27 protein-coding genes and 1 other RNA gene are annotated in these 26,913 nt (G+C 53.5%); 12 read left to right on the top strand and 16 right to left on the bottom strand.

Translation table 11 applies throughout. The annotated features are described in order from the left end of the window. Nucleotides 1-8 precede the first annotated feature (8 nt). The gene (uxaC, locus tag HV157_RS17650) at nt 9-1,421 is read right to left on the bottom strand and encodes a glucuronate isomerase (protein ID WP_040018780.1); all 1,413 of its coding nucleotides are present in this window, start codon (nt 1,419-1,421) and stop codon (nt 9-11) included. A gap of 473 nt (nt 1,422-1,894) precedes the next feature. Between uxaC and HV157_RS17645 the strand changes: the two genes are divergently transcribed. From HV157_RS17645 to HV157_RS17595, 11 genes are all read left to right on the top strand, one after another. After that, entirely contained in the window at nt 1,895-3,193 is a 1,299-nt protein-coding gene (locus HV157_RS17645) for an MFS transporter (RefSeq protein WP_138278318.1), read from the top strand. 117 nt (nt 3,194-3,310) lie between these two features. Continuing rightward, on the top strand, nt 3,311-4,087 hold the full coding sequence (gene exuR, locus HV157_RS17640) for a transcriptional regulator ExuR (protein ID WP_014171726.1): 777 nt from the start codon (nt 3,311-3,313) through the stop codon (nt 4,085-4,087). A gap of 344 nt (nt 4,088-4,431) precedes the next feature. Then, on the top strand, nt 4,432-5,094 hold the full coding sequence (gene yqjA / locus HV157_RS17635; RefSeq protein WP_014171727.1) for a DedA family general envelope maintenance protein YqjA: 663 nt from the start codon (nt 4,432-4,434) through the stop codon (nt 5,092-5,094). Nucleotides 5,095-5,096: 2 nt separating this feature from the next. Continuing rightward, nucleotides 5,097-5,480 carry an EnvZ/OmpR regulon moderator MzrA gene (gene mzrA, locus HV157_RS17630; protein WP_020883575.1) on the top strand — a complete coding sequence of 128 codons (384 nt, stop codon included), beginning with the start codon at nt 5,097-5,099 and terminating at the stop codon, nt 5,478-5,480. A 143-nt stretch (nt 5,481-5,623) separates the two neighbouring features. Then, nucleotides 5,624-5,992, top strand: coding sequence for a DUF1090 domain-containing protein (locus tag HV157_RS17625; protein WP_014171729.1), 369 nt, complete (start codon nt 5,624-5,626; stop codon nt 5,990-5,992). A gap of 29 nt (nt 5,993-6,021) precedes the next feature. After that, complete coding sequence (locus tag HV157_RS17620; RefSeq protein WP_003862645.1) at nt 6,022-6,327, top strand: YqjD family protein; 306 nt, start codon at nt 6,022-6,024, stop codon at nt 6,325-6,327. A 1-nt stretch (nt 6,328) separates the two neighbouring features. Next, a complete protein-coding gene (locus HV157_RS17615; protein ID WP_013098867.1) occupies nt 6,329-6,727 on the top strand; it encodes a phage holin family protein in 399 nt (132 codons plus the stop codon). Then, complete coding sequence (locus tag HV157_RS17610; protein WP_020883574.1) at nt 6,724-7,020, top strand: YqjK-like family protein; 297 nt, start codon at nt 6,724-6,726, stop codon at nt 7,018-7,020. Before HV157_RS17615 ends, HV157_RS17610 begins: the two co-directional genes overlap by 4 nt. 209 nt (nt 7,021-7,229) lie before the next feature. After that, nucleotides 7,230-7,622 (top strand): DoxX family protein, encoded by a 393-nt coding sequence (locus HV157_RS17605; RefSeq protein ID WP_006178691.1) that lies wholly within the window; start codon nt 7,230-7,232, stop codon nt 7,620-7,622. Between the two features lie 72 nt (nt 7,623-7,694). Beyond that, nucleotides 7,695-8,681 carry a glutathione S-transferase family protein gene (locus HV157_RS17600; protein ID WP_182268769.1) on the top strand — a complete coding sequence of 329 codons (987 nt, stop codon included), beginning with the start codon at nt 7,695-7,697 and terminating at the stop codon, nt 8,679-8,681. A gap of 106 nt (nt 8,682-8,787) precedes the next feature. Next, nucleotides 8,788-9,153, top strand: coding sequence for a DUF805 domain-containing protein (locus HV157_RS17595; protein ID WP_014171733.1), 366 nt, complete (start codon nt 8,788-8,790; stop codon nt 9,151-9,153). A gap of 40 nt (nt 9,154-9,193) precedes the next feature. Here HV157_RS17595 and HV157_RS17590 read toward each other — a convergent pair whose 3' ends face one another. Beyond that, nucleotides 9,194-10,096, bottom strand: coding sequence for a LysR family transcriptional regulator (locus tag HV157_RS17590; protein ID WP_014171734.1), 903 nt, complete (start codon nt 10,094-10,096; stop codon nt 9,194-9,196). Nucleotides 10,097-10,199: 103 nt separating this feature from the next. Here HV157_RS17590 and HV157_RS17585 point away from each other — a divergent pair, with 103 nt between their 5' ends. Further along, nucleotides 10,200-10,901: a pirin family protein gene (locus HV157_RS17585; protein WP_014171735.1), complete on the top strand. Its 702-nt coding sequence runs from the start codon at nt 10,200-10,202 to the stop codon at nt 10,899-10,901. Nucleotides 10,902-10,943: 42 nt separating this feature from the next. Here the strand turns inward: HV157_RS17585 and HV157_RS17580 are convergent, their stop codons facing one another. The 14 genes from HV157_RS17580 to garK form a co-directional block, all read right to left on the bottom strand. Continuing rightward, nucleotides 10,944-12,245, bottom strand: coding sequence for a serine dehydratase subunit alpha family protein (locus HV157_RS17580; RefSeq protein WP_182268768.1), 1,302 nt, complete (start codon nt 12,243-12,245; stop codon nt 10,944-10,946). A gap of 20 nt (nt 12,246-12,265) precedes the next feature. After that, nucleotides 12,266-13,597, bottom strand: coding sequence for an amino acid permease (locus HV157_RS17575; protein WP_025202948.1), 1,332 nt, complete (start codon nt 13,595-13,597; stop codon nt 12,266-12,268). A gap of 262 nt (nt 13,598-13,859) precedes the next feature. Next, complete coding sequence (locus HV157_RS17570) at nt 13,860-14,270, bottom strand: hypothetical protein (RefSeq protein ID WP_014171738.1); 411 nt, start codon at nt 14,268-14,270, stop codon at nt 13,860-13,862. Between the two features lie 151 nt (nt 14,271-14,421). Then, nucleotides 14,422-16,716 carry a formate C-acetyltransferase gene (pflB, locus tag HV157_RS17565; protein ID WP_182268767.1) on the bottom strand — a complete coding sequence of 765 codons (2,295 nt, stop codon included), beginning with the start codon at nt 16,714-16,716 and terminating at the stop codon, nt 14,422-14,424. A 15-nt stretch (nt 16,717-16,731) separates the two neighbouring features. After that, the gene (tdcD, locus tag HV157_RS17560) at nt 16,732-17,940 is read right to left on the bottom strand and encodes a propionate kinase (protein ID WP_182268766.1); all 1,209 of its coding nucleotides are present in this window, start codon (nt 17,938-17,940) and stop codon (nt 16,732-16,734) included. A 30-nt stretch (nt 17,941-17,970) separates the two neighbouring features. Continuing rightward, the gene (tdcC, locus tag HV157_RS17555; RefSeq protein WP_014171741.1) at nt 17,971-19,302 is read right to left on the bottom strand and encodes a threonine/serine transporter TdcC; all 1,332 of its coding nucleotides are present in this window, start codon (nt 19,300-19,302) and stop codon (nt 17,971-17,973) included. Nucleotides 19,303-19,312: 10 nt separating this feature from the next. Continuing rightward, on the bottom strand, nt 19,313-20,302 hold the full coding sequence (tdcB, locus tag HV157_RS17550) for a bifunctional threonine ammonia-lyase/L-serine ammonia-lyase TdcB (protein ID WP_032679736.1): 990 nt from the start codon (nt 20,300-20,302) through the stop codon (nt 19,313-19,315). Between the two features lie 115 nt (nt 20,303-20,417). Next, nucleotides 20,418-21,338 (bottom strand): transcriptional regulator TdcA, encoded by a 921-nt coding sequence (tdcA, locus tag HV157_RS17545; protein WP_049023345.1) that lies wholly within the window; start codon nt 21,336-21,338, stop codon nt 20,418-20,420. Nucleotides 21,339-22,154: 816 nt separating this feature from the next. Next, complete coding sequence (locus HV157_RS17540) at nt 22,155-22,559, bottom strand: hypothetical protein (protein WP_182268765.1); 405 nt, start codon at nt 22,557-22,559, stop codon at nt 22,155-22,157. After that, on the bottom strand, nt 22,552-23,979 hold the full coding sequence (locus HV157_RS17535; RefSeq protein WP_182268764.1) for a PAAR domain-containing protein: 1,428 nt from the start codon (nt 23,977-23,979) through the stop codon (nt 22,552-22,554). Before HV157_RS17535 ends, HV157_RS17540 begins: the two co-directional genes overlap by 8 nt. Continuing rightward, nucleotides 23,979-24,452, bottom strand: a complete 474-nt coding sequence (locus HV157_RS17530; protein ID WP_182268763.1) for a PAAR domain-containing protein — start codon at nt 24,450-24,452, stop codon at nt 23,979-23,981. Before HV157_RS17530 ends, HV157_RS17535 begins: the two co-directional genes overlap by 1 nt. Before the next feature lie 133 nt (nt 24,453-24,585). Further along, nucleotides 24,586-24,795: a hypothetical protein gene (locus HV157_RS17525; protein WP_182268762.1), complete on the bottom strand. Its 210-nt coding sequence runs from the start codon at nt 24,793-24,795 to the stop codon at nt 24,586-24,588. Nucleotides 24,796-25,314: 519 nt separating this feature from the next. Further along, nucleotides 25,315-25,693: RNase P RNA component class A (gene rnpB / locus HV157_RS17520), an RNA gene on the bottom strand. 32 nt (nt 25,694-25,725) lie between these two features. Further along, on the bottom strand, nt 25,726-26,871 hold the full coding sequence (gene garK, locus HV157_RS17515) for a glycerate 2-kinase (RefSeq protein ID WP_182268761.1): 1,146 nt from the start codon (nt 26,869-26,871) through the stop codon (nt 25,726-25,728). Nucleotides 26,872-26,913: the final 42 nt, after the last annotated feature.

The following is a 26,913-nucleotide window of genomic DNA, read 5'->3' as shown; positions in this document are numbered from 1 at the left end:
AAACGGCCTTAGTTCAGTTCAATGGCGAAGTAGTCGCGCGCATTGTTAAAGCAGATGTTTCTCACCATTTCGCCCAGCAGCTGAATATCGGCAGGGGCCTCACCCGCGGTCACCCAGCGGCCAATCATCTGGCACAGAATGCGGCGGAAATATTCGTGGCGCGTGTAAGAAAGGAAGCTACGGCTGTCGGTCAGCATGCCCACAAAGCGGCTTAACAGACCCAGCTGTGCCAGCTGCGTCATTTGACGCTCCATCCCGTCTTTCTGGTCATTGAACCACCAGCCGGAACCGAACTGCATCTTGCCTGGCATACCTTCACCCTGGAAGTTACCGATCATGGTACCCAGCACTTCGTTATCGCGCGGGTTCAGGCAGTAGAGGATGGTTTTTGGCAGCAGATTTTGCTCGTTCTGTTTGCTCAGCAGCTTAGAAAGTTCTTCCGCAAGCGGGCGATCGTTGATGGAGTCGAAGCCCACGTCCGCGCCCAGCAGTTTAAACTGACGCTGGTTGTTATTGCGCAGGGCACCAATGTGGTATTGCTGCACCCAACCGCGACGAGCATATTCCGCACCGAGGAAGACCAGCACCGCCGTTTTGAACTGTGCCACTTCGTGCTCGCTCAGGGATTCACCGGACAGGCGACGTGCCAGAATGCTATCAAGCTCAGCTTCATTTGATTCCGCAAACATCACCACATCCAGCGCGTGGTCAGAGACTTTACAGCCATGTGCCGCGAAGTGGTCCAGACGTTTGGTCAGCGCGCTCTGCAGGTCTGCAAAACGACGAATGTCGGTGTCAGACACTTCCGCGAGCTTCGCCATGTAATCATTGAACGTCGCCTGTTCGATATTAAAGGCTTTATCCGGACGCCAGCTTGGCAGCACTTTAATATCAAACGAGGTATCGCGGGCGACCACCGCGTGATGTTCCAGGGAGTCAATGGGATCGTCAGTGGTCCCCACCATCTTCACGTTCATCTGCTTCATGATGCCGCGGGCGGAGAAGGTATCCTGCGCCAGTAATTCATTGCACCGATCCCAGATTTCATCGGCGGTAGCCGGGGAGAGCAGCTTTCCGGTGATGCCGAACGGACGGCGCAGCTCAAGGTGCGTCCAGTGATATAACGGGTTGCCGATGGTGTGCGGAACGGTCGCCGCCCAGGCGTCAAACTTCTCGCGGTCGCTTGCATCACCGGTACACAGGCGCTCAGCCACGCCGTTGGTACGCATCGCACGCCATTTGTAGTGGTCACCTTTCAGCCAGATGTCATACAGGTTTTTGAAACGGTAATTTTCGGCAACCTGCTGCGGCGGTAAATGGCAGTGGTAGTCGAAAATTGGCTGGTCTTTGGCGTAGTCGTGGTACAGGCGGCGAGCAAATTCGGTATCTAACAGAAAATCTTCGGTCATAAACGGTGTCATTATCGTCTTCCTCGTAACGAGAGCGTCAGAAAGCTTATGCTCAGATGCTGCAAAGTTATCACACCAATTTCCAGAGACAGAACATTTTTTCGTGAGTTAGATCAATAAACGCAGACAAATTAATTACCTCAAATGAGGTAAACCCTTCGCCAGGCCGCGCCAGAACTGGCTTTATCCGTAACACATAATGTCCCTACAAATAATCATGCATTTGTGATGTCACTCACCTTTTAAAGTTGTATGACAAGTTATCTTTTCGCCGTCGCAAACACTAAGCCGACGGAATGCATTCCCGGTGTGAAAACATCGGTTTTAACGGTACGGATACCGACTTATGCACGCTTACTTATGGCAAGGTTCGGGCCGTTCCGGGACATCTCCCGGTTAAGCCCCTCCCGTTACACAACCGCTCCCGGACACGGTCGAGAGGTTGCCGTGCAAGGCACGGAATTAACATAACGATGAGGTTTTAGATGCGTAAAATTAAAGGGTTACGTTGGTATATGATCGCACTGGTGACGTTAGGCACCGTGCTGGGCTACCTGACACGTAACACCGTGGCAGCCGCAGCCCCGACGTTGATGGAAGAGCTGCATATCTCCACTCAGCAATATTCCTACATCATTGCTGCTTATTCCGCGGCTTACACCATCATGCAGCCTGTCGCAGGCTATGTTCTGGATATTCTCGGGACCAAAATCGGCTACGCCTTCTTCGCCATCGCCTGGGCTATTTTCTGCGGCGCCACGGCGCTGGCAGGCAGCTGGGGCGGTCTGGCGCTGGCACGTGGTGCGGTAGGTGCAGCGGAAGCGGCAATGATCCCGGCCGGGCTGAAAGCCAGCTCTGAGTGGTTCCCGGCGAAAGAGCGTTCTATTGCCGTCGGCTATTTCAACGTCGGTTCTTCCATCGGTGCGATGATTGCACCACCGCTGGTGGTGTGGGCTATCGTGATGCACAGCTGGCAGATGGCGTTCATTATCTCTGGTGTACTGAGCTTTGCGTGGGCCATGGCGTGGCTGATTTTCTATAAACACCCGCGCGATCAGAAAAAACTGTCTGAAGACGAACGCGAATACATCATTGGGGGTCAGGAAGCTCAGCATCAGACCAACAACGGCAAAAAAATGACGGTCTGGCAGATTCTGGGTACCCGTCAGTTCTGGGGTATCGCCCTGCCGCGCTTCCTCGCCGAACCCGCCTGGGGGACCTTCAACGCCTGGATCCCGCTGTTCATGTTTAAGGTCTACGGCTTTAACCTGAAAGAGATTGCGATGTTCGCGTGGATGCCAATGCTGTTTGCCGATCTGGGCTGTATAGTTGGCGGTTACCTGCCTCCGCTATTCCAGCGCTGGTTTGGCGTGAACCTGATCGTTTCCCGTAAAATGGTCGTGACGATGGGCGCAGTGCTGATGATTGGCCCGGGCATGATCGGCCTCTTCACCAGCCCGTATGTGGCAATCGCCCTGCTGTGCATCGGTGGTTTTGCTCACCAGTCACTGTCCGGTGCGCTGATTACGCTCTCTTCTGACGTCTTCGGGCGTAACGAAGTGGCTACCGCTAACGGCCTGACCGGTATGGCTGCCTGGACGGCGAGCACCCTGTTTGCTCTGGTGGTCGGTGCACTGGCGGACACCATCGGCTTCAGCCCGCTGTTTGCCGTACTGGCTATCTTCGACCTGATGGGTGCAGTGGTTATCTGGACGGTGCTGAAAAGTAAGTCGGCAGAAGAGGTGCTAAAAGAGTCCCTGGGGGGACCGGCAACGCAAAGTTAGCGCCCCTCCTGATGTCACAGAAGCCGCCTCCGGGCGGCTTTTTTCATGGCAAAATCTGGAGACTGGCACGCAAAAGTGGTATAACAAATAATCCGCCGTACCCTGCCTGGAGCGCATATGGAAATCACCGAACCACGTCGTTTATATCAACAACTTGCTGCCGAGCTGAAAGATCGCATCGAGCAAGGTGTCTACCTTGTCGGTGATAAACTCCCCGCTGAGCGCTTTATCGCTGATGAAAAAAGCGTAAGCCGCACCGTGGTGCGTGAAGCGATTATCATGCTGGAAGTGGAAGGCTACGTTGAAGTTCGCAAAGGCTCCGGCATTCACGTGATTTCTAATCAGCCGAAACACTCCCCGGTCGCCGACGAAAGTCTCGAATTCGCCAGCTACGGTCCGTTTGAACTGCTCCAGGCGCGCCAGCTTATCGAAAGCAATATTGCGGAATTTGCAGCGACTCAGGTGACCAAGCAGGACATCATGAAGCTGATGGAAATCCAGGAAAACGCGCGCAAGGAAAAATGTTTCCGTGATTCAGAGTGGGATCTGCAGTTCCACGTTCAGGTCGCGCTGGCAACGCAAAACACGGCGCTGGCGGCAATCGTGGAAAAAATGTGGACTCAGCGCGTTCACAACCCGTACTGGAAAAAACTGCACGATCACATCGATTCCCGCACCGTGGATAACTGGTGCGACGATCACGATCAGATCCTTAAAGCGCTGATTCGCAAAGATCCCCATGCGGCAAAACTGGCGATGTGGCAGCACCTGGAAAACACCAAGCAGATGCTGTTCAATGAAACCAGCGATGACTTCGAATTTAACGCTGACCGCTATCTTTTTGCCGATAATCCTGTCGTTCATCTCGATACGGCAGCCAGTGCGGCAAAATAGTTTACCTTTTCGCTGGCAGGCGCTTCGCTGCGCCTTCTGGCAAAGGTGGGTAAGCAAAACATATATAGTGTCAGCCTTTGTAAATCCCCTCGCTCCCCTCCATGGCTTACGCCAAAATCATCTCACCCCTGCAAATTCTGTGACGCAGAACCTTGGGCTTTGTTACAATTGGATTCAATTCGTTATTTTGTAAGTTAGTGCTTGCTAACCAGCCAATTAACAGGGAACAGTGTTGGCCACACCTCAATGTGTCCGCGAGCGACCATAATGAAATCACAACAATGTCGCCGTGCTGTTTGTCCCGGATAACAGGCGTGACGTTAACCGATTTCCAGGAACACTGAATGGAACTTTTGACCCAACTACTGCATGCCCTCTGGGCGCAGGATTTTGAAACGCTGGCCAACCCTTCCATGATTGGCATGCTCTACTTCGTCTTATTTATGATTCTGTTCCTTGAGAACGGTTTACTGCCTGCCGCCTTTTTACCTGGCGACAGCTTACTGGTGCTCGTCGGCGTGCTGTGTGCCAAAGGGGCAATGGCCTTTCCGCAAACCATTTTATTACTGACCATCGCCGCCAGCCTTGGCTGCTGGGTGAGCTATATCCAGGGACGATGGCTGGGCAATACGCGCCTGGTGCAGAACTGGCTCTCCCACCTTCCTGCGCATTATCACCAGCGGGCGCACCATCTTTTCCATAAGCACGGGCTTTCCGCGCTCCTGATCGGCCGCTTTATCGCCTTTGTACGCACCCTGCTGCCTACCATTGCGGGTCTTTCCGGATTAAGCAGCACCCGCTTCCAGTTCTTCAACTGGATGAGCGGCCTGCTGTGGGTTCTGATCCTGACCACGCTGGGCTATGCGCTGGGCAAAACGCCGGTCTTCATGAAATATGAAGATCAGCTCATGTCCTGCCTGATGCTGTTACCGGTGGTTCTGCTGGTCTTTGGTCTGGTCGGCTCGCTGGTGGTGCTGTGGAAGAAGAAATACGGGGCCAGAGGTTAACGATGGTTATCTCACCGCTCGCCGTGCGCCGTTTTGCCGTGGCCATGATTGCCCTGGGGTTGCTCAGCCTCATGTTCCTGGCCTGGACGACGCTTTCGCATCAGGAATCGACGCTGGCCATTCGCCCGGTGAGTCAGGGTGTCAGCGTGCCTGACGGTTTTTCGGTGTGGCATCATCTTGATGCCAACGGCATCCGCTTTAAGAGCATCACCCCGCAGGACGATGTTTTACTGATTAAGTTTGATTCCCGCGCGCAGAGTGCCGCCGCGAAAGTGGTGCTCGACCGTACGCTGCCGCACGGTTATATCATTGCCCAGCAGGAAGATGACAACCAGCCTGCAGCCTGGCTGTCACTGATTCGCGATTCGTCGCATAGATTTGGATAATTACCAGGATTCCGAATCTTTTCACTCACTTTGGTGAATCCCCCGTTTACTTACTATGCTTAAGTACGCGGAGCACCCCATGAATGTACTCCGCTTGACTCTGGATAGCGGCTCACGCCGCAACACAATGGAAGGTTTCGATAATGAAATTCCGCATTACTCTGGCTCTGGCCCTTTTTTCTTTAAGCACAGCGTCCTTCGCCAACTCTCTCTGTCAGGAGAAAGAACAGGATATTCAGCGTGAGATCAGTTATGCCGAAAAGCATAACAATCAGCATCGTGTTGAGGGTCTCAAAAAAGCGCTGAGCGAAGTGAAAGCGAACTGTTCTGACAGCAAGCTACGTGCCGATCACCAGAAAAAAATCGCTGAACAGAAGGACGAGATAGCCGAGCGCCGTCACGACCTGCAGGAAGCGAAAGAGAAAGGGGATGCGGAAAAAATTGCTAAGCGCGAGAAGAAGTTGAAAGAAGCGCAGGACGACCTGAAAGCGCTGGAAGCTCGCGATTATTGAGTTAACGGAAATCTCAACAGGAGAGAATCATGTCAAAAGATACGACGTCTGAAAATCTGCGCGCTGAACTGAAATCCCTGGCCGATACCCTGGAAGAGGTGCTGAACTCCTCTGCAGATAAGTCAAAAGAAGAGGTCAGCAAACTGCGCAGCAAAGCTGAGCAGGCGCTGAAAGAGAGCCGTTATCGCCTGGGTGAAACCGGTGATGCACTGGCGAAACAGACCCGCGAAGCGGCAGCTCGCGCGGACGAATATGTTCGCGATAATCCGTGGACGGGTGTAGGGATTGGTGCCGCGGTAGGTGTGGTACTGGGTGTCCTGCTGACGCGTCGTTAATATGGAAGATCCTCGTCACGCACAAGGGCCTGCTAATAACGTCCTCGGCATCGGCCAGCGTATTCTGACGACGCTGGTCGGGATTGCCGAAACGCGCGTCCGACTGGCAGTGGTTGAACTGGAAGAGGAGAAAGCGAACCTTTTCCAGATGCTGCTGATGCTCGGGCTTACCATGCTCTTCGCCGCGTTTGGTCTGATGAGCCTGATGGTGTTAATCATCTGGGCCATTGACCCGCAATATCGACTCAACGCGATGATTGCCACCACCGTTGTTCTGCTGGTTGCGGCATTGATTGGCGGCATATGGACGATGCGTAAAGCACGCAAATCCACTTTCCTGCGCCATACGCGCCAGGAACTGGCCAACGATCGCGCCCTGCTGGAGGATGACAAGCCGTGAGCGATAAAGCCGAACGTCAGAAGCGAAAAGCATTCCTGCTCAGTCAGATCCAGCAGCAACGGCTGGATTTGTCTGCCAGTCGTCGCGACTGGGTTGACGCGACGCGTCGTTTTGACCGGGGCTGGAATACCTTCCTGAGCCTGCGCTCATGGGCGCTGGTCGGAAGCAGCGTGATGGCTATCTGGACGGTTCGTCATCCAAATATGCTGATCCGCTGGGCCCGCCGCGGCTTTGGTGCCTGGAGCGCCTGGCGTCTGGTGAAAGCGACGATTCGTCAACAACAGCTGCGTTAGTTCTTATGCCGGGTAGCGTTTCGCTTACCCGGCACACTTTCCCCCTTCCCCGTTACTCAATATCTTTGAAGAAGATTGACAGTTTTCCTTGCTAACAATTCCCATCTGCCCCGTTTACACTCCTCTCCATCGACAGCAAAGACGCGGTATCTACCCGAATTTGCACACAAATAAAGTTCAGCCGCTGATGTGGTCTCCTGGAGAGTAAAATGAAAAAATTAGAAGATGTTGGTGTTCTGGTAGCGCGTATTCTGATGCCGGTTCTGTTTATCACCGCAGGCTGGGGCAAAATCACCGGTTATGCGGGCACGCAGCAATACATGGAAGCCATGGGTGTTCCCGGGTTCCTGCTGCCACTGACTATTCTCCTTGAGTTCGGCGGCGGCCTGGCGGTACTGTTCGGCTTCCTGACCCGCACCACGGCACTGTTTACCGCAGGCTTCACCCTGCTGACGGCGTTCATCTTCCACAGCAACTTTGCGGAAGGCGTGAACTCCCTGATGTTCATGAAAAACCTGACCATCGCGGGTGGCTTCCTGCTGCTGGCCATCACTGGCCCAGGCGCATACAGCATCGACCGCGTTCTGAATAAGAAGTGGTAAGCACGCTATACTGAATGAACACAAAGCGAGGAGATATCTCCTCGCTTTTGCTTATTGACGGAGGAGTAAAAAATGGGACAACTCGTAGACGGCGTCTGGCAGGATGTCTGGTATGACACCAAATCCACCGGGGGACGCTTCAAGCGCTCTGTTTCGGCCTTCCGTAACTGGCTAACCGCCGATGGCGCACCGGGCCCAAGCGGCGAAGGCGGCTTTGCGGCTGAGAAAGACCGTTATCATCTCTATGTTTCTCTGGCCTGCCCGTGGGCGCACCGCACGCTGATTGTGCGCAAGCTGAAAGGACTCGAATCCTTAATTCCGGTTTCGGTAGTCAACCCCCTGATGCTGGAAAACGGCTGGACGTTTGACAGTGATTTCCCGGCCGCCACCGGTGATGACCTCTACCACCACGATTTTCTCTACCAGCTCTATCTGCGCGCCGATCCGCACTACACCGGACGCGTGACCGTACCCGTGCTGTGGGACAAGAAAAACCAGACCATTGTCAGCAATGAGTCCGCAGAGATCATCCGCATGTTCAACACCGCGTTTGATGCCCACGGGGCCCGCGCCGGGGATTACTATCCGGTTGAGCTGCGCGATAAGATTGATGAGCTGAACAGCTGGATTTACGACAACGTGAATAACGGTGTCTACAAGGCCGGCTTTGCCACCAGCCAGGAAGCGTATGACGACGCAGTGGGAAAAGTGTTTGAATCTCTGGAGCGTCTTGAGCAGATCCTCGGCCAGCATCGCTACCTGACGGGCGACCGCCTGACGGAAGCAGACATTCGTCTGTGGACAACGCTGGTTCGCTTTGATCCAGTGTATGTCACCCACTTCAAGTGTGATAAACACCGCATCAGCGATTACCTGAACCTGTACGGTTTCCTGCGCGATATTTATCAGATGCCGGGCATTGCTGAAACGGTCGATTTCAACCATATCCGCACCCACTATTTCCGCAGCCATAAGACCATCAACCCGACGGGTATTATCTCTGTGGGTCCGTGGCAGGACCTGAATGAACCGCATGGTCGCGACGTGCGTTTCGGATAAATATCAAGGGCATCAATTGATGCCCTTTTTTAATTCACAATCTCCATCTATCCTTACCTCGATCGCTTAAAAAACAAGTGATTGACTGACTAATGAGGCAAGGAAAATGGACTGGTATTTAAAAGTACTGCGCAACTACATTGGATTTGGTGGCCGCGCTCGCCGTAAAGAGTACTGGATGTTCGTTCTGGTGAACTTCATCCTCATCATGGTGCTGGGCATTATCGATAAAATTCTCGGCTGGGAACGAGCCGGCGGTGAAGGTGTTCTCACCACGATTTACGGCCTGCTGGTCCTGCTTCCCTCATGGGCCGTACTGTTCCGACGGCTACACGATACCGATCGTTCAGCCTGGTGGTTACTGTTGCTGCTGATCCCGATTGTGGGCTGGCTGGTCATTCTGGTCTTCAACTGTCAGGCCGGCACGCCGGGCGAAAACCGCTTCGGGCCCGATCCAAAACTCAACGCATAAAACAAAGCCCGGTGGCGTTTCGCGTACCGGGCTCGATTTTTTATTTGTTGTGATGGGCAAAGAGCTTGGGTATTTCGCGCAGGCACCACGATTTGGCCTCACCCATGCTGTCGCGCCGCCACGCCATAATGATGTCCACTTCGCTGGTGTACTCCGGGCTGACCACGCGTAGCCGCCCTTCTGCAATATCTTTTTCGACAAACGGATACGGCATCGTTGCCACGCCCAGGCCCGCCAGCAACGCCTGACGTTTGTCTTCAAGCGATGTGACGGTCAGACGCGGTTGTTTATCCAGCAACTGCACCGTTAACACCGGACGCTCGCGTGCGGTATCTGCGACCGCGACCCCGCGGTATTTCACCCGCGTCACTTCCGAGAGCGGCTCCGGCTCCTGGTGAATCGGGTGATCGGGTGCGGCGACATAGACGTTCATCACGCTGTAGAGCTTGCGGGAATTGATTTCTGATGAGGAACGGAAGTGCATATCCGGGGCAATGACGATATCCGCCCTGCCCGTCTCCAGTCGCTCCCAGGCCCCGGCCAGCACCTCGGTGATGATCGATAACTGGGTGTTTGCTTTGTCGGCCAGCCGGTTCACCAGCGGGAACAGCGCCTCGGTGGGCACCAGCGCTTCCGTCACCAGCGTCAGATGGGTTTCCCAGCCGCGCGCCAGCGCTTCGGCGTCCGTCGTCAGCTTGTCCGCCGCTTCCAGCAGGACGCGACCACGCTCCAGCAGCATCCGTCCGACGTTAGTGAATTTTGTTCGATGACCGGAGCGGTCAAAGAGCACCACGTCCAGCTCTTCCTCCAGCTTCTGCATGGTATAGCTGAGCGCAGACGGAACGCGCCCCAGTTCATCTGCCGCCGCGGCAAAACTGCCACGCCGATCAATTGCGTCCATGACGCGAAGCGCCTCAAGCGTCAATGCTCTCTCTTTAGCCATCTCGTTCTCATTCAGGAAATTTGAACATACCGGGCAGAATATCTGGCTAACAATGAAGCGTCCATACCTTTACCATTGTTTAGTGTAAAGAGAGGTCAAGTTTATGATTACGACAAGAACAGCTAAACAGTGCGGACAAGCCGATTTCGGTTGGCTGCAGGCCCGCTACACCTTTTCCTTTGGACACTACTTTGACCCTAAACTGCTCGGTTACGCTTCATTGCGCGTATTGAATCAGGAAGTGCTCGCCCCAGGCGCGTCCTTCCAGCCGCGTACGTACCCGAAAGTCGATATCCTGAACCTGATCCTGGAAGGCGAAGCAGAATACCGCGACAGCGAGGGCAATCATGTCCAGGCGAAGGCCGGCGAAGCATTATTAATCTCCACGCAGCCGGGCATCAGTTACAGCGAGCATAACCTCAGCAAAGATAAAACGCTGACCCGTATGCAGCTGTGGCTGGATGCCTGCCCTGAGCGGGAAAACCCGCTGGTACAGAAGTTAGATTTGACGGGCGACAGGCAGCAGCTGATAGCCTCCCCGGACGGCAGTCAAGGCAGCCTGCAGTTGCGCCAGCAGGTGTGGCTGCACCATATCGAACTGAAGAAAGGGGAACAGGCGAGCTTCCAGCTTCATGGTCCGCGCGCCTATCTGCAATCGATTCACGGTACGGTGCATGCGGTGACGCATACGGAAGAGAAAGAAGCGCTCACCTGCGGCGACGGGGCGTTTATTCGCGACGAAGCGAATATCACGCTGGTTGCTGATTCGCCGCTGCGCGCGCTGTTAATTGATTTACCGGTTTAACACCCGATAATCCTCTCTCCCCGGCGGGGAGAGAGGAAACCGTTACACTTTACGTGCCATAATCTCAATAATCTGCCGGTCCGTCGCCTGCATGGCGCGGCACGCCAGCGAACACAGGTTCGCGATCGACTGCTCCACATCGTGCGCCACAATCCCTTCATTGCCCGTTACAGCCGAATCATCCAGCGCCATCATCACCGCTTTCCAGGCACTGCCGACGCTGGTTGAGACCTTCATGGCACAACTGTTGGACGCGCCATCGCAGATCATCCCGCTGACATCGCCAATCATGCTGCTGATTGCCATTGAGAGCGTCTGATAGCTTCCGCCCATCAGCCAGGCCATGCCCGCCGCCGCCCCCATCGCCGCCGTGGTAGCCGCACACAGCGCTGACAGGCGCGGAAGCTGGGCGTGGATATAAATAGCCGAAAGGTGTGAAAGCATCAGCGCCCGGGCAAGGCGTTCATCATCCGCCTGGACATGTTCCGCCACCACCACAACCGGCATGGTGGCCGTGATCCCCTGGTTGCCCGATCCGGAATTGCTCATCGCCGGCAGCGTCGCCCCGCCCATTCGGGCGTCCGAGGCCGCGCTGGTGCGAATGACAATGTCCGAGCCCAGGTCCTGCGCTATCCATCCGCGAGCGCGCTGCTTATTGAGCGTCGCGCCAATGTGCAGCCCCCATTTTCCGCTTAAACCTTCACGGGAGAGCGCATCATTTAATTGTCCGGCAGCCAGGATAAAGCGGATCGCGTCAAACGGCACCTGCTCCACAAACTCAAGGATCTGCGATAGCGTGGCGTTTGAAAGTACCGCCAGTGGATCGTCATTCCTCTCGTCGGGTTGAGAATCAAGCGTAAAGCGGGTTTCGCCCTGACAGACAATCTCCACCACCCGCGTATGCCCACCGGCGATGGTCACCATCGCCGAGGCCTGTCCGGCGTGAACGCAGGCGCGGGAGTAGAGGATGTCATCGCACGGCTCCTGCAGCTTGACCTGCACCTGGTCAGCGTCCAGCAGCGCTTTGGCACGCACCAGCGCATCGGCAGTGGCATCTTTCAGTACCTCCAGCCCGGCGTGCGCGTTGCCGCCAATGGCCCCCAGTGCCGCCGCAATCGGCAACCCGACCATCCCGGTGCCAGGTACCGTCACACCAAGGCCATTTTTCATCAGATTCGGTGAAACCCACGCCTCAATCTGTGTGACGTCACCCTGCAGAAGCTCCGCAGCCATCGCACAAGCCAGCGCCAGAGAGATCGGCTCGGTACACCCCAGTGCAGGTTTAACTTCCTCCTGCACCGCCCGAATAAATTGATTCCATAAAGATTGAGTTTGCTCTGACATCGTTACGACCTTGTTTGCCCTTAAGAAAACGCGAGGAAAGGAGAAACACACAGCAGCAGACCGGTGATGATAATGATCACCAGCGACACGCCTTTATATTTGTGCAGCGCCGGCACTTTGTAGACCAGCCACGCCGGAATCAAACACCCCACCATGCCGAAGATGGGGCTGCAAATAGAGGTGAAGCTCAGTACCGGCGCGTTTAACACAATCGCGCTCCATGCCAGTAGAATGGCAAACAGCATGATGCCGCGCTGTACGGTGTTTTCGTTGATTTTCTCTGCCGGCATTTTGCGGCGCAGAATATTCATCACAATGCCCTGCGTCGCTTCACGAAAGCCCAGGTACACGCCGAAGAACGCGGTCATGACGGCAAAAATATTCAGGATAACGCTGACAATTTTGACCCAGCCGGCACCGTCGCCACTGATAAACTGCGCGGCAATTGCCAGTGCGGAAATATTCTGTTCGTAGGCTTTGACCGCCTCATCATGCCCCATTGCCAGGGTGAACGAGACCGCGTAGAAAAAGACCGTCACGAAGAGGATCGCGAAGGCGATGTTCATCGCCCGCAGCGCTTTATGGCGCGCCACTTCAACCGATTTTTCGCGTGAACGATAGGAGATCACCATCGGACTTAATGTCTGAATAAACAGAATCGACGTTAAGGTAAACGGCAACGTGATAATCGCGTTTTTAATGAGTAGCCCCACGGGTGGCAGCATGCCCACGTTGGCTAAATGCCAGAGGCCAATCATCGACAACCCGAGCGCCGCCACCACAAATAACTTCGTCAGCACCATCAGGCTGGAGACTTTAAACAGCAGTTTCTCGCCACGGGAGGAGATCGCCACCAGGATGCAGATCAGGAACAGACCGTAGAACGGATTTTCAGAGAGCAGCCCCTCCGTCACGCCGAAGGTGTGTAAATAGGAAGCGCTGTCGTTGGTGATGGCGGTGGAGTAGACGAACATCCAGATAACCAGCATCACGAAATAGAGCGCACCCAATAAGATGCCCCAGTTCTTACCAAGGTAGCCGCTGATGACGCTCGGATAATCTTTGCACTCTGGCGATTCTGCCAGCGTGTTAATAAACAGCCGCTGAAACAGGTACATGGCCGGATAGCCAATCACTGACGAAAGCAGAAACACCCACAGTCCCATCAGCCCCACCTGTACCGGGAGAAAAACAATCCCCGCGCCGATGGCCATTCCGATACTCATGATGACCCAGCCCGTATCGGTGCTGTCGAATTTAATGGCCTCCTGCCACTCGCTTTCACTCATCCCTGCCCGCTTTGCCGCGGGTGAATCGTTCACAATCACACTGCTGTTTGTTGCCGTATCCATAAGGCACTCGCTTATTTTGTAGGGTAACCAGTTGTTTTTATGGGATTCTGACCACCAGCGATAATGAGCCAGACTGCTGCAGGTGTGTGTTATTGGAATGGACAAATCATACGTGGAGAGCGGGAGAAAAAAGTCACAATATTTATAAGGCTTTTCGCAAGCGAGAGAAATAAATACTCTGATATGATGAATAATCGATGTGTTTTTCTAAAAGTGATGCCGATCAAGAAATAAAAAACCCGCGACATGCGCGGGTGTGTCATCAGTTAGCCAGCGCGTTCGCCATATCGGTTTTCACCTGTTTACGCTGCTCCGCTGTCAGAACCTGGCTGACATCAAAGTAGTATTTGACGCGGTAATAGCGGGTCTGCTCTTCAATTTTGCTGAACGCGGCAAGCTGGTTTTTCACCGTGCTTTCATCCCATTTCCCGGTCTGGAACATCTCGATCAGCGCCCCGTCTTTCACGCCGGTCATCGGGATCTTGCTGACATTTTGTTCCAGCGTCTGATGCAGTGCGTCGATCTTCTTAATCTGATCGTTGCTCAGCTTGAGGTGTTGCACCAGCGGATCCTGCGCCGGAGAGGGGGCAGCTTCAACGTCAGCGGCCTGTGCGGCAAAACTGCACGCCACCAGCGAGGCAGCAACCAGGGTGATACGGGTCATTTTCATCATCTTACTGTCCTTACATACTGTTTCAGGGGAAAAGCAGGCGCATTGTTTTTCAGAAGCGGATGAAGATGTGTGAGTAATTATATAAACATTTTTGTATGTTCCGCGGACAAAAAAGCCCCCTTAACCAAAGGGGGCCTGTTTCAGACGACGATCACAGTGCCTGGGTAAACGTCCTTGAGATCACGTCCTGCTGCTGCTCGCGCGTCAGCGCATTAAAGCGCACCGCATACCCTGAGACACGAATGGTCAGGTTGGGATAGTTCTCCGGGTGCTCAATCGCCTCCATCAGCATCTCCCGGTTCATGACGTTAACGTTGAGATGCTGTCCCCCCTCAATGGCCGCTTCGTGGTGGAAATACCCGTCCAGCAGCCCGACAAGGTTGGTTTTGCGCACCCTCTCATCCTTGCCCAGCGCCTGAGGCACGATGGAGAAGGTGTAAGAGATCCCGTCTTTCGCATAGGTGAACGGCAGCTTAGCGACGGAGGTTAACGAGGCCACCGCCCCTTTCCTGTCTCGTCCGTGCATCGGGTTCGCGCCCGGTGCGAATGGCGTACCGCCGCGGCGTCCGTCCGGCGTATTGCCGGTCTTCTGGCCGTAGACCACATTCGACGTAATGGTCAGGATCGACTGGGTCGGCACCGCGTTGCGGTAGGTCGGCAGCGCCTGAATTTTCTTCATAAAGCGTTCCACCAGGTCACAGGCAATGCTGTCCACGCGGTCATCATTGTTACCGTACTGCGGGTAGTCCCCTTCAATCACAAAATCGACCGCCAGGCCGGTATGGTCGCGTACGGGTTTTACCGTGGCGTATTTGATGGCGGACAGCGAGTCCGCCGCCACCGACAGCCCGGCGATACCGCAGGCCATGGTGCGGTAAACGTCCCGGTCGTGCAGCGCCATCAGCGAGGCTTCGTAGCTGTACTTATCGTGCATGTAATGAATGAGATTCAGCGCGCTAATGTACTGCACCGCCAGCCAGTCCATAAAGTGATCCAGACTCGCCATCACGGTGTCGTAATCCAGCACCTCATCCAGCAGCGGCGCAGTTTTCGGCCCGACCTGGATCTTCAGCTTCTCATCCACCCCGCCGTTGATCGCATACAGCAGCGTTTTCGCCAGGTTAGCGCGGGCGCCAAAGAACTGCATTTGCTTGCCGATCACCATCGGGCTGACGCAGCAGGCAATGGCGTAGTCGTCGCTGTTGAAATCCACGCGCATCAGGTCGTCGTTCTCATACTGCAGCGACGAGGTGTCGATCGACATCTGTGCAGCGTACTTCTTGAATGCGACGGGCAGTTGTTCGGACCACAGGATCGTCAGGTTTGGCTCCGGTGCAGGTCCCATCGTGTGCAGGGTATGCAGGTAACGGAAGCTGTTTTTGGTGACCAGCGTGCGGCCATCCAGCCCCATTCCGCCAATCACTTCGGTGGCCCAGACAGGATCGCCGGAGAAGAGCGTGTCGAACTCCGGAGTACGCAGGAAGCGCACCATGCGGATCTTCATGATGAAATGATCGATCAGTTCCTGCGCCTGGATCTCACTCAGGCGACCCGCCTCGATATCGCGTTCGATATAAATATCCAGGAACGAGGCCGTGCGTCCCAGCGACATCGCCCCGCCGTTCTGGGATTTCACCGCGGCCAGATAGGCAAAGTAAACCCACTGTACCGCTTCCTGCGCATTCATCGCCGGGCGAGAAATATCGAAGCCATAGTTCGCTGCCATCTGCTGGATCTGCAGCAGTGCGCGTTTGTGTTCCGCCAGCTCTTCACGCAGGCGGATCGTCGCCTCCAGATCTTCACCCCGTTCGAGTTTGCCCTGCAGATCCGCGAACTGGCGCTCACGCTCGTGCACCAGATAGCGGATGCCGTACAGCGCCACGCGGCGGTAATCGCCGATGATGCGCCCGCGTCCGTAGCCGTCCGGTAGCCCGGTCAGCACGCCTGATTTACGACAGCGCATCATCTCGGGGGAGTAAACGTCAAAGACACCCTGATTATGGGTTTTGCGCAGTTCGGTAAAGAGATATTCGAACTGCGGATCCATCTCACGATCATAGGCTTCGAATGAACTGCGGATCATATTGATCCCGCCGTACGGATGCAGCGCACGTTTGAGCGGCTTATCGGTTTGCAGGCCGACTATCGTCTCCAGCTGCTGGTCAATATAGCCCGGTCCATGGGCCGTGATGGTGGTGGCAATGTTGGTGTCAAAATCCACCGGCGCATGGGTGGCATTCTCCTGACGAATGCCCACCATTACCTTCTCCCAGAGCGCCGTCGTTGCTGTCGTCGCCTGCGCGAGGAAAGTTTCGTCGCCTTCATAAGGGGTATAGTTATGCTGAATAAAATCGCGCACGTTGACGGTGTCTTTCCATTCTTCACCGCGAAACCCGGCCCATGCGTCGCTGTAAGGGGCAACGCGCGTATCGATTGCTACTTTCATGAATTTCTCGCTCTGTCAGGCATAAGCCGCAGCCGGAGTGACCTTCCCAAGACGGAGGGCATCCAGCGCGATCATTTTTTCTTCGTTGGTTGGGATCACCGCGCAGGCCACGCGGGACGAATCGGTAGTGATCACACGCTCACCTGCGCTGCACGGCAGGGCATTTTTGGCTTCATCGAGGGTGATGCCAAAGACGGCCAGGTGTTCCGCCACCAGCGTGCGGATCAGTCTGGAGTTCTCACCAATCCCGCCGGTGAACACCACACCGTCCAGGCGGTGTAACGATGCCGCGTGCCCGGCAATATGCCGTGCGATACGGTGAACAAAGGTATGGATCGCCAGCTGTGCCCGCTGATGTCCCTCATGCCAGGCTTTTTCGAGGGCTCGCAGATCGGAGGATATTCCCGAGATCCCCAGCAGGCCGGACTCTTTATTGACGACGCGTTCCAGATCCTCAAATGACTGTCCGGTCTGTTGGGCTATCCAGGCCATGGCGCCGAAATCAACGTCGCCACAGCGGGTCCCCATGATCAGCCCTTCCAGCGGCGTCATGCCCATGGAGGTATCCACGCTCTCACCATTGCGTACCGCGCAGATGGATGCCCCGTTGCCGAGATGGGCAATCACCAGCCCGCTGTCCTCAGGCGAAATCCCGAGCAAGGCATGCGCCTGCCCGGCAACGTAGCGGTGGGACGTCCCGTGGAAGCCATAGCGCCGCACGCCAAGCTCTTCAAAATAGCGGTACGGCAGCCCGTACAGATAGGCCTGCGGGGCCAGCGTCTGGTGGAAGCTGGTGTCAAACACCGCCACCTGCTGTATGCCCGGAAACAGGCGTTCGGCTGCCTCGACGCCGCTTAAGTTGGCGTAGTTATGCAGCGGCGCCAGCGAGGAAACCTGACGGATCTGCTCAATAACCTGTTCCGTGATAAGGGTCGACTCGCTGAAGAGGTCGCCGCCGTGCGCAATACGATGGCCAATCAGGGCCACGCTGCTCATCAGGTCACGCTTCTCCAGCTCCAGGGCGATGGCTGACAGCGCCCCTTCGTAGTCATGGTGAGCCAGTCTGGCTGGCTCACCCCCATTCACGGAAATAAAGGCTTTTTCAGTGTTAATCCCGTCTGCAATGCCCGTCATCAGGGCATCACAGCTGCTGGCATCGAGTACTGAAAACTTAACAGAGGACGATCCGCAGTTAATAACCAATACAACCGGAAACTCAATCATGGTGTTACTCCGCTCTTCCTGAGCCAGGGTTTAGAACAGTTTGTAGACGATGTTCAGGATGGTCAGCAGGCCCACAACCGTGACGAAGATGTTCTCGGGTCTGCCCTTATATTTCGCCATTGCCGGCGCTTTACGAATGGCATACATCGGCAACAGGCACAGCAGAGAGGCGATGATTGGCGCCCCCATGGCTTCGATAAGGTCAAGAATGTTCGGGTTGGCATAGGCAACGACCCAGGTCGACCCCATGATGAATACCATGCTGATGGTGTTCAGTTTGCCTACGGAGACTTTCTTCTTATCGCCCTTATAACCGAACTTCAGGATCAGGCCGTTCAGCCCTTCCAGCGTGCCCAGATAGTGGCCGAAGAAGGATTTGAAGATAGCGACCAGCGCAATGATGGAGGCACCGTATTCCAGCACCGTGGCAAACGTTGATTTAGTGCCTGACATGGTCGCAAAGTGGTTCGCCAGGTAAGAGAGCACGGGAATATTCTGCGCTTTGGCATCGGCCATGTTCTGCGGCGAGAGCGTGAACAGGCAGCTAAAGGCGAAGAACATCACCACCGCGACCATCAGCAAGCTGGCGCGACCGATGATTTTGGAACATTTCTGCTCGGTAAACGCTTTACCGAACTCGGGTTCGTACTCTTCACGTTTAGAGACCACAAACGAGGAGACGATGGGCGAGAAGTTGAAGGAGAAGACCATGATGGAGATCCCCAGCCAGACCGTCACCAGAATGCCGTCATGCCCGGTAAACGCGATATCGCTCAGATTGACCTGGTCAATCACCGACGAGTTCCAGTAAGGGATCAGCGACAGGGAAATCAGCACCAGGCTGGCGATAAACGGGAACACCAGGAAGCTCATCACCTTCACCATCAGGTCTTTACCAAACCAGATAACAAAGGCCATCAGCAGCAGCAGGAACAGCGCCACCACGCCGCGGTTAAGCGCGGGCAGCTGGAGCTGGTTTTCCCAGAAGGTCATAAAGGTGTTCGTAATGGTGACGCCGTAAATCCACAGCAGCGGGCAAATGGCGAAGAAGTAGAGGAACGTGATCACCACCCCACCGGTCTTACCAAAATGCTCTTCCACCGTTTCGGTGATGTTGCCAGACACGTTACTGCCGGACAGACACAGGCGTGCCAGCGCCCGGTGGCAATAAAACGCAATCGGGAAAGCGAGAACCAACATCAGCAGGATAGGAATCAAGCCGCCGAAGCCTGCGCGAATCGGGAAGAACAGCACACCTGCGCCAATGGCGGTTCCAAACAGGCCAAGCGTCCAGGTGGTATCAGACTTACGCCAGGAGGACGTTTTTGTCTGGCCAACGATAATGCTTTCTGTGTTGCTCATAGGTCATCCTTTATGCGTCAACGAAGCCGGTAATTTGGGATACGCGGGAGAGATCGATATTGCCGCCGGAAATAATGCAGACGGTTTTACGCCCCTGAATATAGTGATCAAGCTTGCCGCTTAATAACGCCGCACAGGCCAGTGCGCCAGCACCTTCTGTAACCACTTTATTTCGCTGAATGAGGGCAATCATGCTGTTACGAATATCGTCTTCGCTGACCAGCACAATGTCATCGACTAATTCACGAACAATCTCGAAGGTTAATTTACCCGGGCGAGACACATCACATCCGTCGGCTAATGTACCGGTAACGCGGTGGTTAATGATTTCTCCTGCCTGATACGATGCGGCCATTCCATGTACGTTTTCAGACTGCACGCCGATAATATTAATGGTCGGGTTGATGGATTTAATGGCCGTTGCAATCCCGGCAATTAAACCGCCACCGCCGATGGGTACAATCACGTTATCCACATCATACAAATCTTCGAGAATTTCCAGACCAATGGTGCCCTGGCCGGCAATCACTTTCGGATCGTCATACGGCGGGATAAAAATGCGCCCTTCCAGCTCCACGATTTCGCTGACTTTGGCGATGGTGTCGTTGAAGTTTTCGCCGTGCAGCACCACTTCAGCCGAGTAGTCACGGGTGGCGGCGACTTTAGATTTCGGCGCGCCCATCGGCATGACCACTTTGCCGTCGATACCGAGCATTGCACAGGAGAGCGACACGCCCTGCGCGTGGTTGCCTGCAGAACAGGCGACCACGCCTTTACGTTTTTCAGCTTCGGTCAGCGAACTTAATTTATTAAACGCACCGCGGATCTTGAAGGAGCCAGTACGCTGCATATTTTCAAACTTCAGGAATATCTCACCTTTACAGCGTTCGCTGAGATAATTTGAGCGCGGCATGCCGGTTTTATATATTTTGCCTGCCAGTCGTTTTCTGGCGTCCTGAATATCTTCAATTGTCACCGGGAGATCGTAGGTAATATGCATAATATCCTCGTTATAATAATCATTTTCTTCAGGCAAAGTCAGGGTATCAGAGCACGGATAAAATAAGCTCTGGGTGTTTTTAAACAGGTTAACGCGTTATCAGAGGGTTATTTAATCATCGTCGTCTTTCACTGGTCAGTGACGCGTATTGTTTTGCCAGTTCGACTAATACTGACGCCGATTTCTTAATTCTGTAATTTTTTGACCACACCGCGGCATAACGCGCTATGGGTAATTCATCTTCCACCGGCAGTACAATAAACTGGTCGGAACCGAATGGCGCAATCATGTCGCGGGGAATAACCGTCAGGTAATCGGCATTCAGGACAAGGTTATAAATGGTCACGACGGAATCGGTCTGGACGATGTTTTCAATGCTGATGTGATTGTCTTGCAGGGTGGTCAGAAGTTCTTTGTAGTAGCCCATATCGGTTTGCGGCATCACCCACTGTTCATCCGTGAGTGATGCCAGTGTAGTCGAGCCGGTGCACGTTCGTGATTTGCTGGCCACCAGGACAAACTCAGACTCAAACAGCGGCTCGACATGAAGATCCTGCAGCAGCATTTCATCACTTAATGTGCCGATGGCAAAATCCAGCCGGCCGTCGCGAATGGCCGGCAGGAAAGAGGACAGCTGAGCTTCGTACATCGAGACGCGCGCTTTCGGGAACACTTCCTTGAATTTTTTGATCATTTCGGACAGGAAGGTGAAGCCAATGAGCGACGGGTAACCAAAGGAGACATCCATGACGGTACTGAAACTGAGGCTGTTAATCTCGCTCACCATGTTTTTCATCTCACGGGTGATCGACTCAGAGTACGAGAGTAATACCTGGCCTGCCGCAGTCAGTTTAACGCCGGTGTTTTTGCGCACCATGACTTCAACGCCAAAGTAAGATTCGATATCGCTGATAATTTTGCTGACGGCAGGTTGCGTCAGGCCCAGTTGTCTTGCAGCAGAACCAATGGAGCCACTTTTAATGACTTCCTGAAATACCACGAGGTGCTGTGTTTTCGGTAGAATAATAGTGTTCATAATATTCTGCGCTTATTTCCCTATGACGGGGTGGATTCTACTCAATATGGCTGACGGGGGTATGTGCTGTTACTCACAATTTGCTTTTTCACACCCTTAATCAGCATAACGACAATCCTTTAAAACACCTTGCTATCAATAAGTTACATTAAAATAAATACGCCATAACGCTGATATTGATCAACAAAAAGAGCAGTAATGAATTTATTTTATGGCGATAACACAGGTAAATTTTTCGGCGTTAAAAAAATCGATAAAGACTATCTTTCAGGCAATTAAAGATTAATAAATAACCGTAATTCGTTTAAAACATTCTTTCAATTTATCAAATTTGTCTGGGGTGATTTTGCTGACTTTCGGGAAACAGTGGAATGCATCACACATTCATGAGCTAAATGTTTTTGAATTCAATATACATATATCAAATAAGAAAACATTCACGATCATAAAAGCAACATTCATAACAAATTAACAATACTGCAGAATCAGGATTCTTTAGCGCGAAATTTTGTGATTACGATCGCCAGCAGATGCGAAAAAGAGACTGAAGGGGTGAAAGCAGTGAAATGTGCTTAATGTCGCAAATATGAGAATTGATGTCGTGTGAGCGATGCATCGGGTGGCACTTGCTTGCAATTTCTAAGGCCGATAAAAGAAAAACCCCGCCGTAGCGGGGTTTTGTAAGAAGTTGAAGCTGACCGATAAGGCGGCTTCGTTAAACTGTACGTCAGGCATCTACAGCGCTGAAATTGTCTTGTGTCGCAGACTGTATCGCACTTAGTGTTATAGAGTAAAGCCTGCTAAGGGACGCACCTTTCACACCCAACCGCGCTCTATCGCTACCATCAGTAGCCCCCCAATGATAAAGAAGATTAGACTGACGACAGCCAGAAATATCTCGACGTAGAAAGGTCCGATAAGTCGTTTGGGAAGTCCTCTGATGAAGTCCTTGTCATCGTTTTTGGTCAGGATTGAACTGCGATTCCATAATAGAGGGATGTAGATGAACTGCACTTTCGTGCTATAGGCTATGTTGATGTAAAGCGTGTTGACGTTTTCGAACAGCAAGACGGCATCAGGAAGGCTGCCATATTTTTTTTTGTACAGGATGCAAATTTCGCTAAACCGTTTACGGTTTAAGACGGACACGACGATGCTCAAGACACCTAATAACAATCCTGTAAGTGTGGCTATAACCGATACCATTTTTATACTAATCATCACTGGTAACCTCATAAAGACCGAGGGCCTCCCCAATGGATTCGCTCGCTTTTCCAACAGACCAGCTAAAAGCTTTATCGCTTCCGTATGCAATTCCGCCAGATACAATGAGCGTGCAAAGCAGCGCTCCCGCTCCTCCTGCCTCTATGGTTGCAGCCCCCAGAACCACAGCACAAATAGTATTAGCTGCGCCAGCGCCAATAATCCTAGCTCCCACAGCTCCACCTACTAGGCCACCTGAAAATTCACCGATGGAAGTAAACGAGGTTTTGGCGCAATCCCTGCCTACAGTGCAGGCTTCGGTGATCTTCGCTGCGGTATCAAAAGCAGAAAGACCAATGCCGATCTTCCCGGCTGTTTCCATCCACTTAACGTACTTCGCCAGCTTCTCGATATGGGTTGCGTAACCTTCAATATCGCTAACGCCTGTCTCGTTCCAGCGGTGTGTGATTGAACGGCTTGAGAGGCCAAGGGCACTTTTCAGATCTGCGTACTCGTTGAACATGAAGCGATGTTTCATGAACATCTTAAGAACGCTATCAAGCTGACCAAACAAGCGGCGGCGTTCAACGAAGAATTGTTCGCCAATCAGTGTGCCGCTGGTGATGTACTGGTTTTTGTAGGTCTTCTCGATCTCGACAAGGATTTTTTCTACCTGTTCGAAATACCCTTTCGCGGCTTCGGTTGCTTGTCCTGAGTATCCATAAGTATCGCTCGCCGTACTGGCAGCAGCGGCGAACATCTCAATGGTGTCTTTGTGTTTGAAAAGGAAGTTGGCTTGCTGAATGGAAAGAGGGGCTAACGCTGCATCAACTCGCGCTTTCGCAGCCTGCATATGTGCAATCTGTTCGCTGTCCTGCTTATTAGGGTCAACCACCATCATAATAGAACCGGCTTTGTATCTTTCATCCGGGCCGTTCAGCGTTGCAAATAGTTCTTTGGCTCCTGCTGGTGGATTCTCAGTGAATAGCAGGCGCTGCCAGGCTTCTGTAGTACCGCCGTAGGGGATAATGGCAAAACCCGCATCAATGCCCGTTTTCTTTTTCGCCGTTTGTGCGTGTTGTTCTGGTTCAATTGGTTCCGGGAGTTTGGGAAATTCGGGAAGTTGGGTTTGCCCAACTTCAGTTACAGCAGACTCACTGGCGAACTCATAATCATCATCCCAATTTGAATGGAGGAATTTGGATTTGCAGGGGCACGAACTATAACTATGCAGCGTTCCGGCAATCCTTTTACCGTGAATGTCGTCATCCAGACCACCACAGATACGATAAAGCCCAGGATGCTTACCACAAGTGACTTTATGCCCTTCGCAGGCCATATCTCTGTCAAAGTGCTGGTGGTCGGTCCATCCTTCAGTGATAACACCACCACATCGAGTTTTATCACCCCTGAATAAATAGTATCCTTTAACCGCCATCAGTGCTTATTCCCTGGTATGGTCAGGAATCCTTCCGGGAATTCGCGGCCTTCATGAAAAACCAGTTTGCTGCATGATTGTGGGGTAGAGATTATTTCATCACCATTATCAAGCATACTGCCAACGAGTGCCGCTGATACCCCTTGCATAACACGGGCCTTACCTGCCCCAGAAATGATCGTGGCTTCACTGCCATCGGCATATACAACCTTGTCACCAACCCGAGCAAGTTGTAATCCTCCTGTAGTCGCACCGCCTGAAGCATGGCGAATGACTCCACCGCGACGGGTCAGACTTCCAACGACTGCAAACCGGAAAATATGAGCTAACGGGCGGCTTAAATACTGTTTATTAATTTCCTCAGGTTCTTTCCGGGTTTTGTCATCGCAGAGTGACAAAAGCTCTTCGTCGTAAGGCGGTTTTGATTGGGCTTCACGAATTTCAGGTGTGATCTCGTTGGTGTACTGCTTCATAAGTCCCTCTACTTGCTATAGAAATAATCACAGCGGTCATTTTACAAACAATAACCACAGGCACAACAAGTATTCGACTTAAGTGAAATCACGTTTCGTAACATTCGGTAAACACAATTCTGGCTACGAAATTTCATTTGCTGTCGTCGGTGTCGAACGTCTTGCTGTACGGGCATTTTTTCGATCTGGTGGTGAAGGTAAAGGTGTAAATACTGCTGGAATAGACACACAAGGTTTGCCCGTTCGCCGTGGTTGACTGCTCCGGGTTGCTCATAGTTATACGCCCGGCATTGGCACTGAACGCAGCAAGAATAAATCCCATCAACAACACTCTTCTTACCATCTATAAACCTCCATTGCAGTTGATTTCTGCCGCCTTCCTGCAAGCAGTGTATGTAGGATGCATCTCAGTCATTGATCCACACAAGCGATTGATAATATAATTTCAATCGATAAAATCTATTATCAATTTTAACGGTCAAGTCTGCATACAGGAAGAAGTATGAAAAAATTATTGTGTTACCTCTGTTTATCTGCGCTTTCTCATCCGTAGCTAGTGGAGCGGTCTCGGGCGAAATCCAGCCATATCCTGATTACCTGTCTGCTTATGTCAAAACGCTTGTTACAGCCAGTTGCGACCATGTACTTTCAGATGATGGAACGAACTCCATTGATAGAGCCATCAAGTCCATCAGCGCTAGCGCCACCAAAGGAATGAGTACCGACACGGAAAGTTAGTAGACATAGTAAATGTCGTGGCGGCGGAGTGTATGGGGGATGGTGCAACCGTTGGTGTATCCCATTATGTATCTCATTTCTGCTTCTGAGCGCCTGAGATACACCAACGTATTGTTTTAGAAGAAGGTGAAGCTGACCGATAAGCCGGGTTCTGTCGTGGACAGTCATTCATCTAGGCCAGCAATCGCTCACTAGCTCAAGCAGCCTACCCGGGTTCAGTACGGGCCGTACCATGTGAACCCCTATTTGGCCTTGCTCCGGGTGGAGTTTACCGTGCCACGGACTGTTGCCAGCCGCGCGGTGCGCTCTTACCGCACCCTTTCACCCTTACCTGATCCCGCTTGCGCGGGCCATCGGCGGTTTGCTCTCTGTTGCACTGGTCGTGGGTTTCCCCCCCAGGCGTTACCTGGCACCCTGCCCTATGGAGCCCGGACTTTCCTCCCCTCCGCCCGTCTCCCCCCGAAAGGGGACGACGACGAAGCGGCGACTGTCTGGTCAGCTTCGGCGCGCAGTATAGAGGGTTTGTGCCCCGCTGTCACCCTTGGGCGTGCATCCCTATCTGCAAAGTGGCGGCGATATTGCGCGAGGCGCGGTAAATATTGTCAAACGCCCCACGGTAAGCCTCTTCCAGCGACTCGACGCGGCTCAGCACGCTGAATACCGCGTCGATGCCATACTGATGCACGACCCCCACATCCCGGGTCAGACTGCCGGCAATGCCGATCACCGGCTTATGGTATTTTTTGGCGATACGGGCGATACCGACGGGCACTTTGCCCTGAATGCTCTGGCTGTCAATGCGCCCTTCGCCCGTCAGTACCAGCGTGCAGTCGTGAATATGTTCTTCGAGGTTAAGTGCCTGGGTGACAATCTCAATACCGCTCTTCAGTTCCGCGCCGAGGAAGGCCATCAGGGCCGCCCCCATGCCCCCCGCGGCACCCGCACCGGGAACCTGTTTCACGTCAATTCGCAGAGATTTTTTTATCACATCGGCATAGTGGCTGAGGTTAGCGTCGAGAGCGAGGATCATCTCCTCTGTCGCCCCTTTTTGCGGGCCAAAGATACGGGAAGCGCCTCTCTCGCCAACCAGCGGATTCGTGACGTCGCACGCGACGTGGATTGTGCAATCTTTTAGCCTGGCGTCGAGGCCAGAGAGATCGACGCTGTTGAGCGCCATCAGGCTGCCGCCGCCATAACCCATTTCAGTGCCGTTGGCGTCGCAGAGCGTGGCCCCCAGCGCCTGCATCATTCCGGCGCCGCCGTCGTTGGTGGCACTGCCGCCAATGCCGATAATGATATGTCGGGCACCTTTATCCAGCGCGCTAAGAATAAGCTCCCCGGTACCGCGGGACGTGGTGACGAGCGGGTTACGTTGGGTGGCCGGGACCAGTGCCAGACCGCTGGCGGCGGCCATCTCAATAAATGCCGTGCGGCCATCGCCGGACATACCCCAGCGGGCGTTTACCTGTTCACCCAACGGGCCCGTGACCCGAGCATACTGTTCTGTGCCCTGGGTGGCGGCGATCATCGCGTCAACCGTACCTTCCCCGCCGTCAGCAACCGGCACCGAAACATAAAGTGCGTCGGGGAAAATTTCCCGAAATCCTTTTTCAATCGCCTGAGCAACCCCGGAGGCAGAAAGGCTTTCTTTCCAGGAATCTGGCGCGATTACGATTTTCATAGTTGTCGCCTGTTACCGCACTCGGCAAAAATAGCGGACGCG

The sequence above is a fragment of the Enterobacter sp. RHBSTW-00318 genome (assembly GCF_014101375.1).
Taxonomy (GTDB): domain Bacteria; phylum Pseudomonadota; class Gammaproteobacteria; order Enterobacterales; family Enterobacteriaceae; genus Enterobacter; species Enterobacter ludwigii.
Note: the sequence above shows the minus strand (reverse complement) of the source record. Positions and strands in the feature narration are given on the sequence as shown.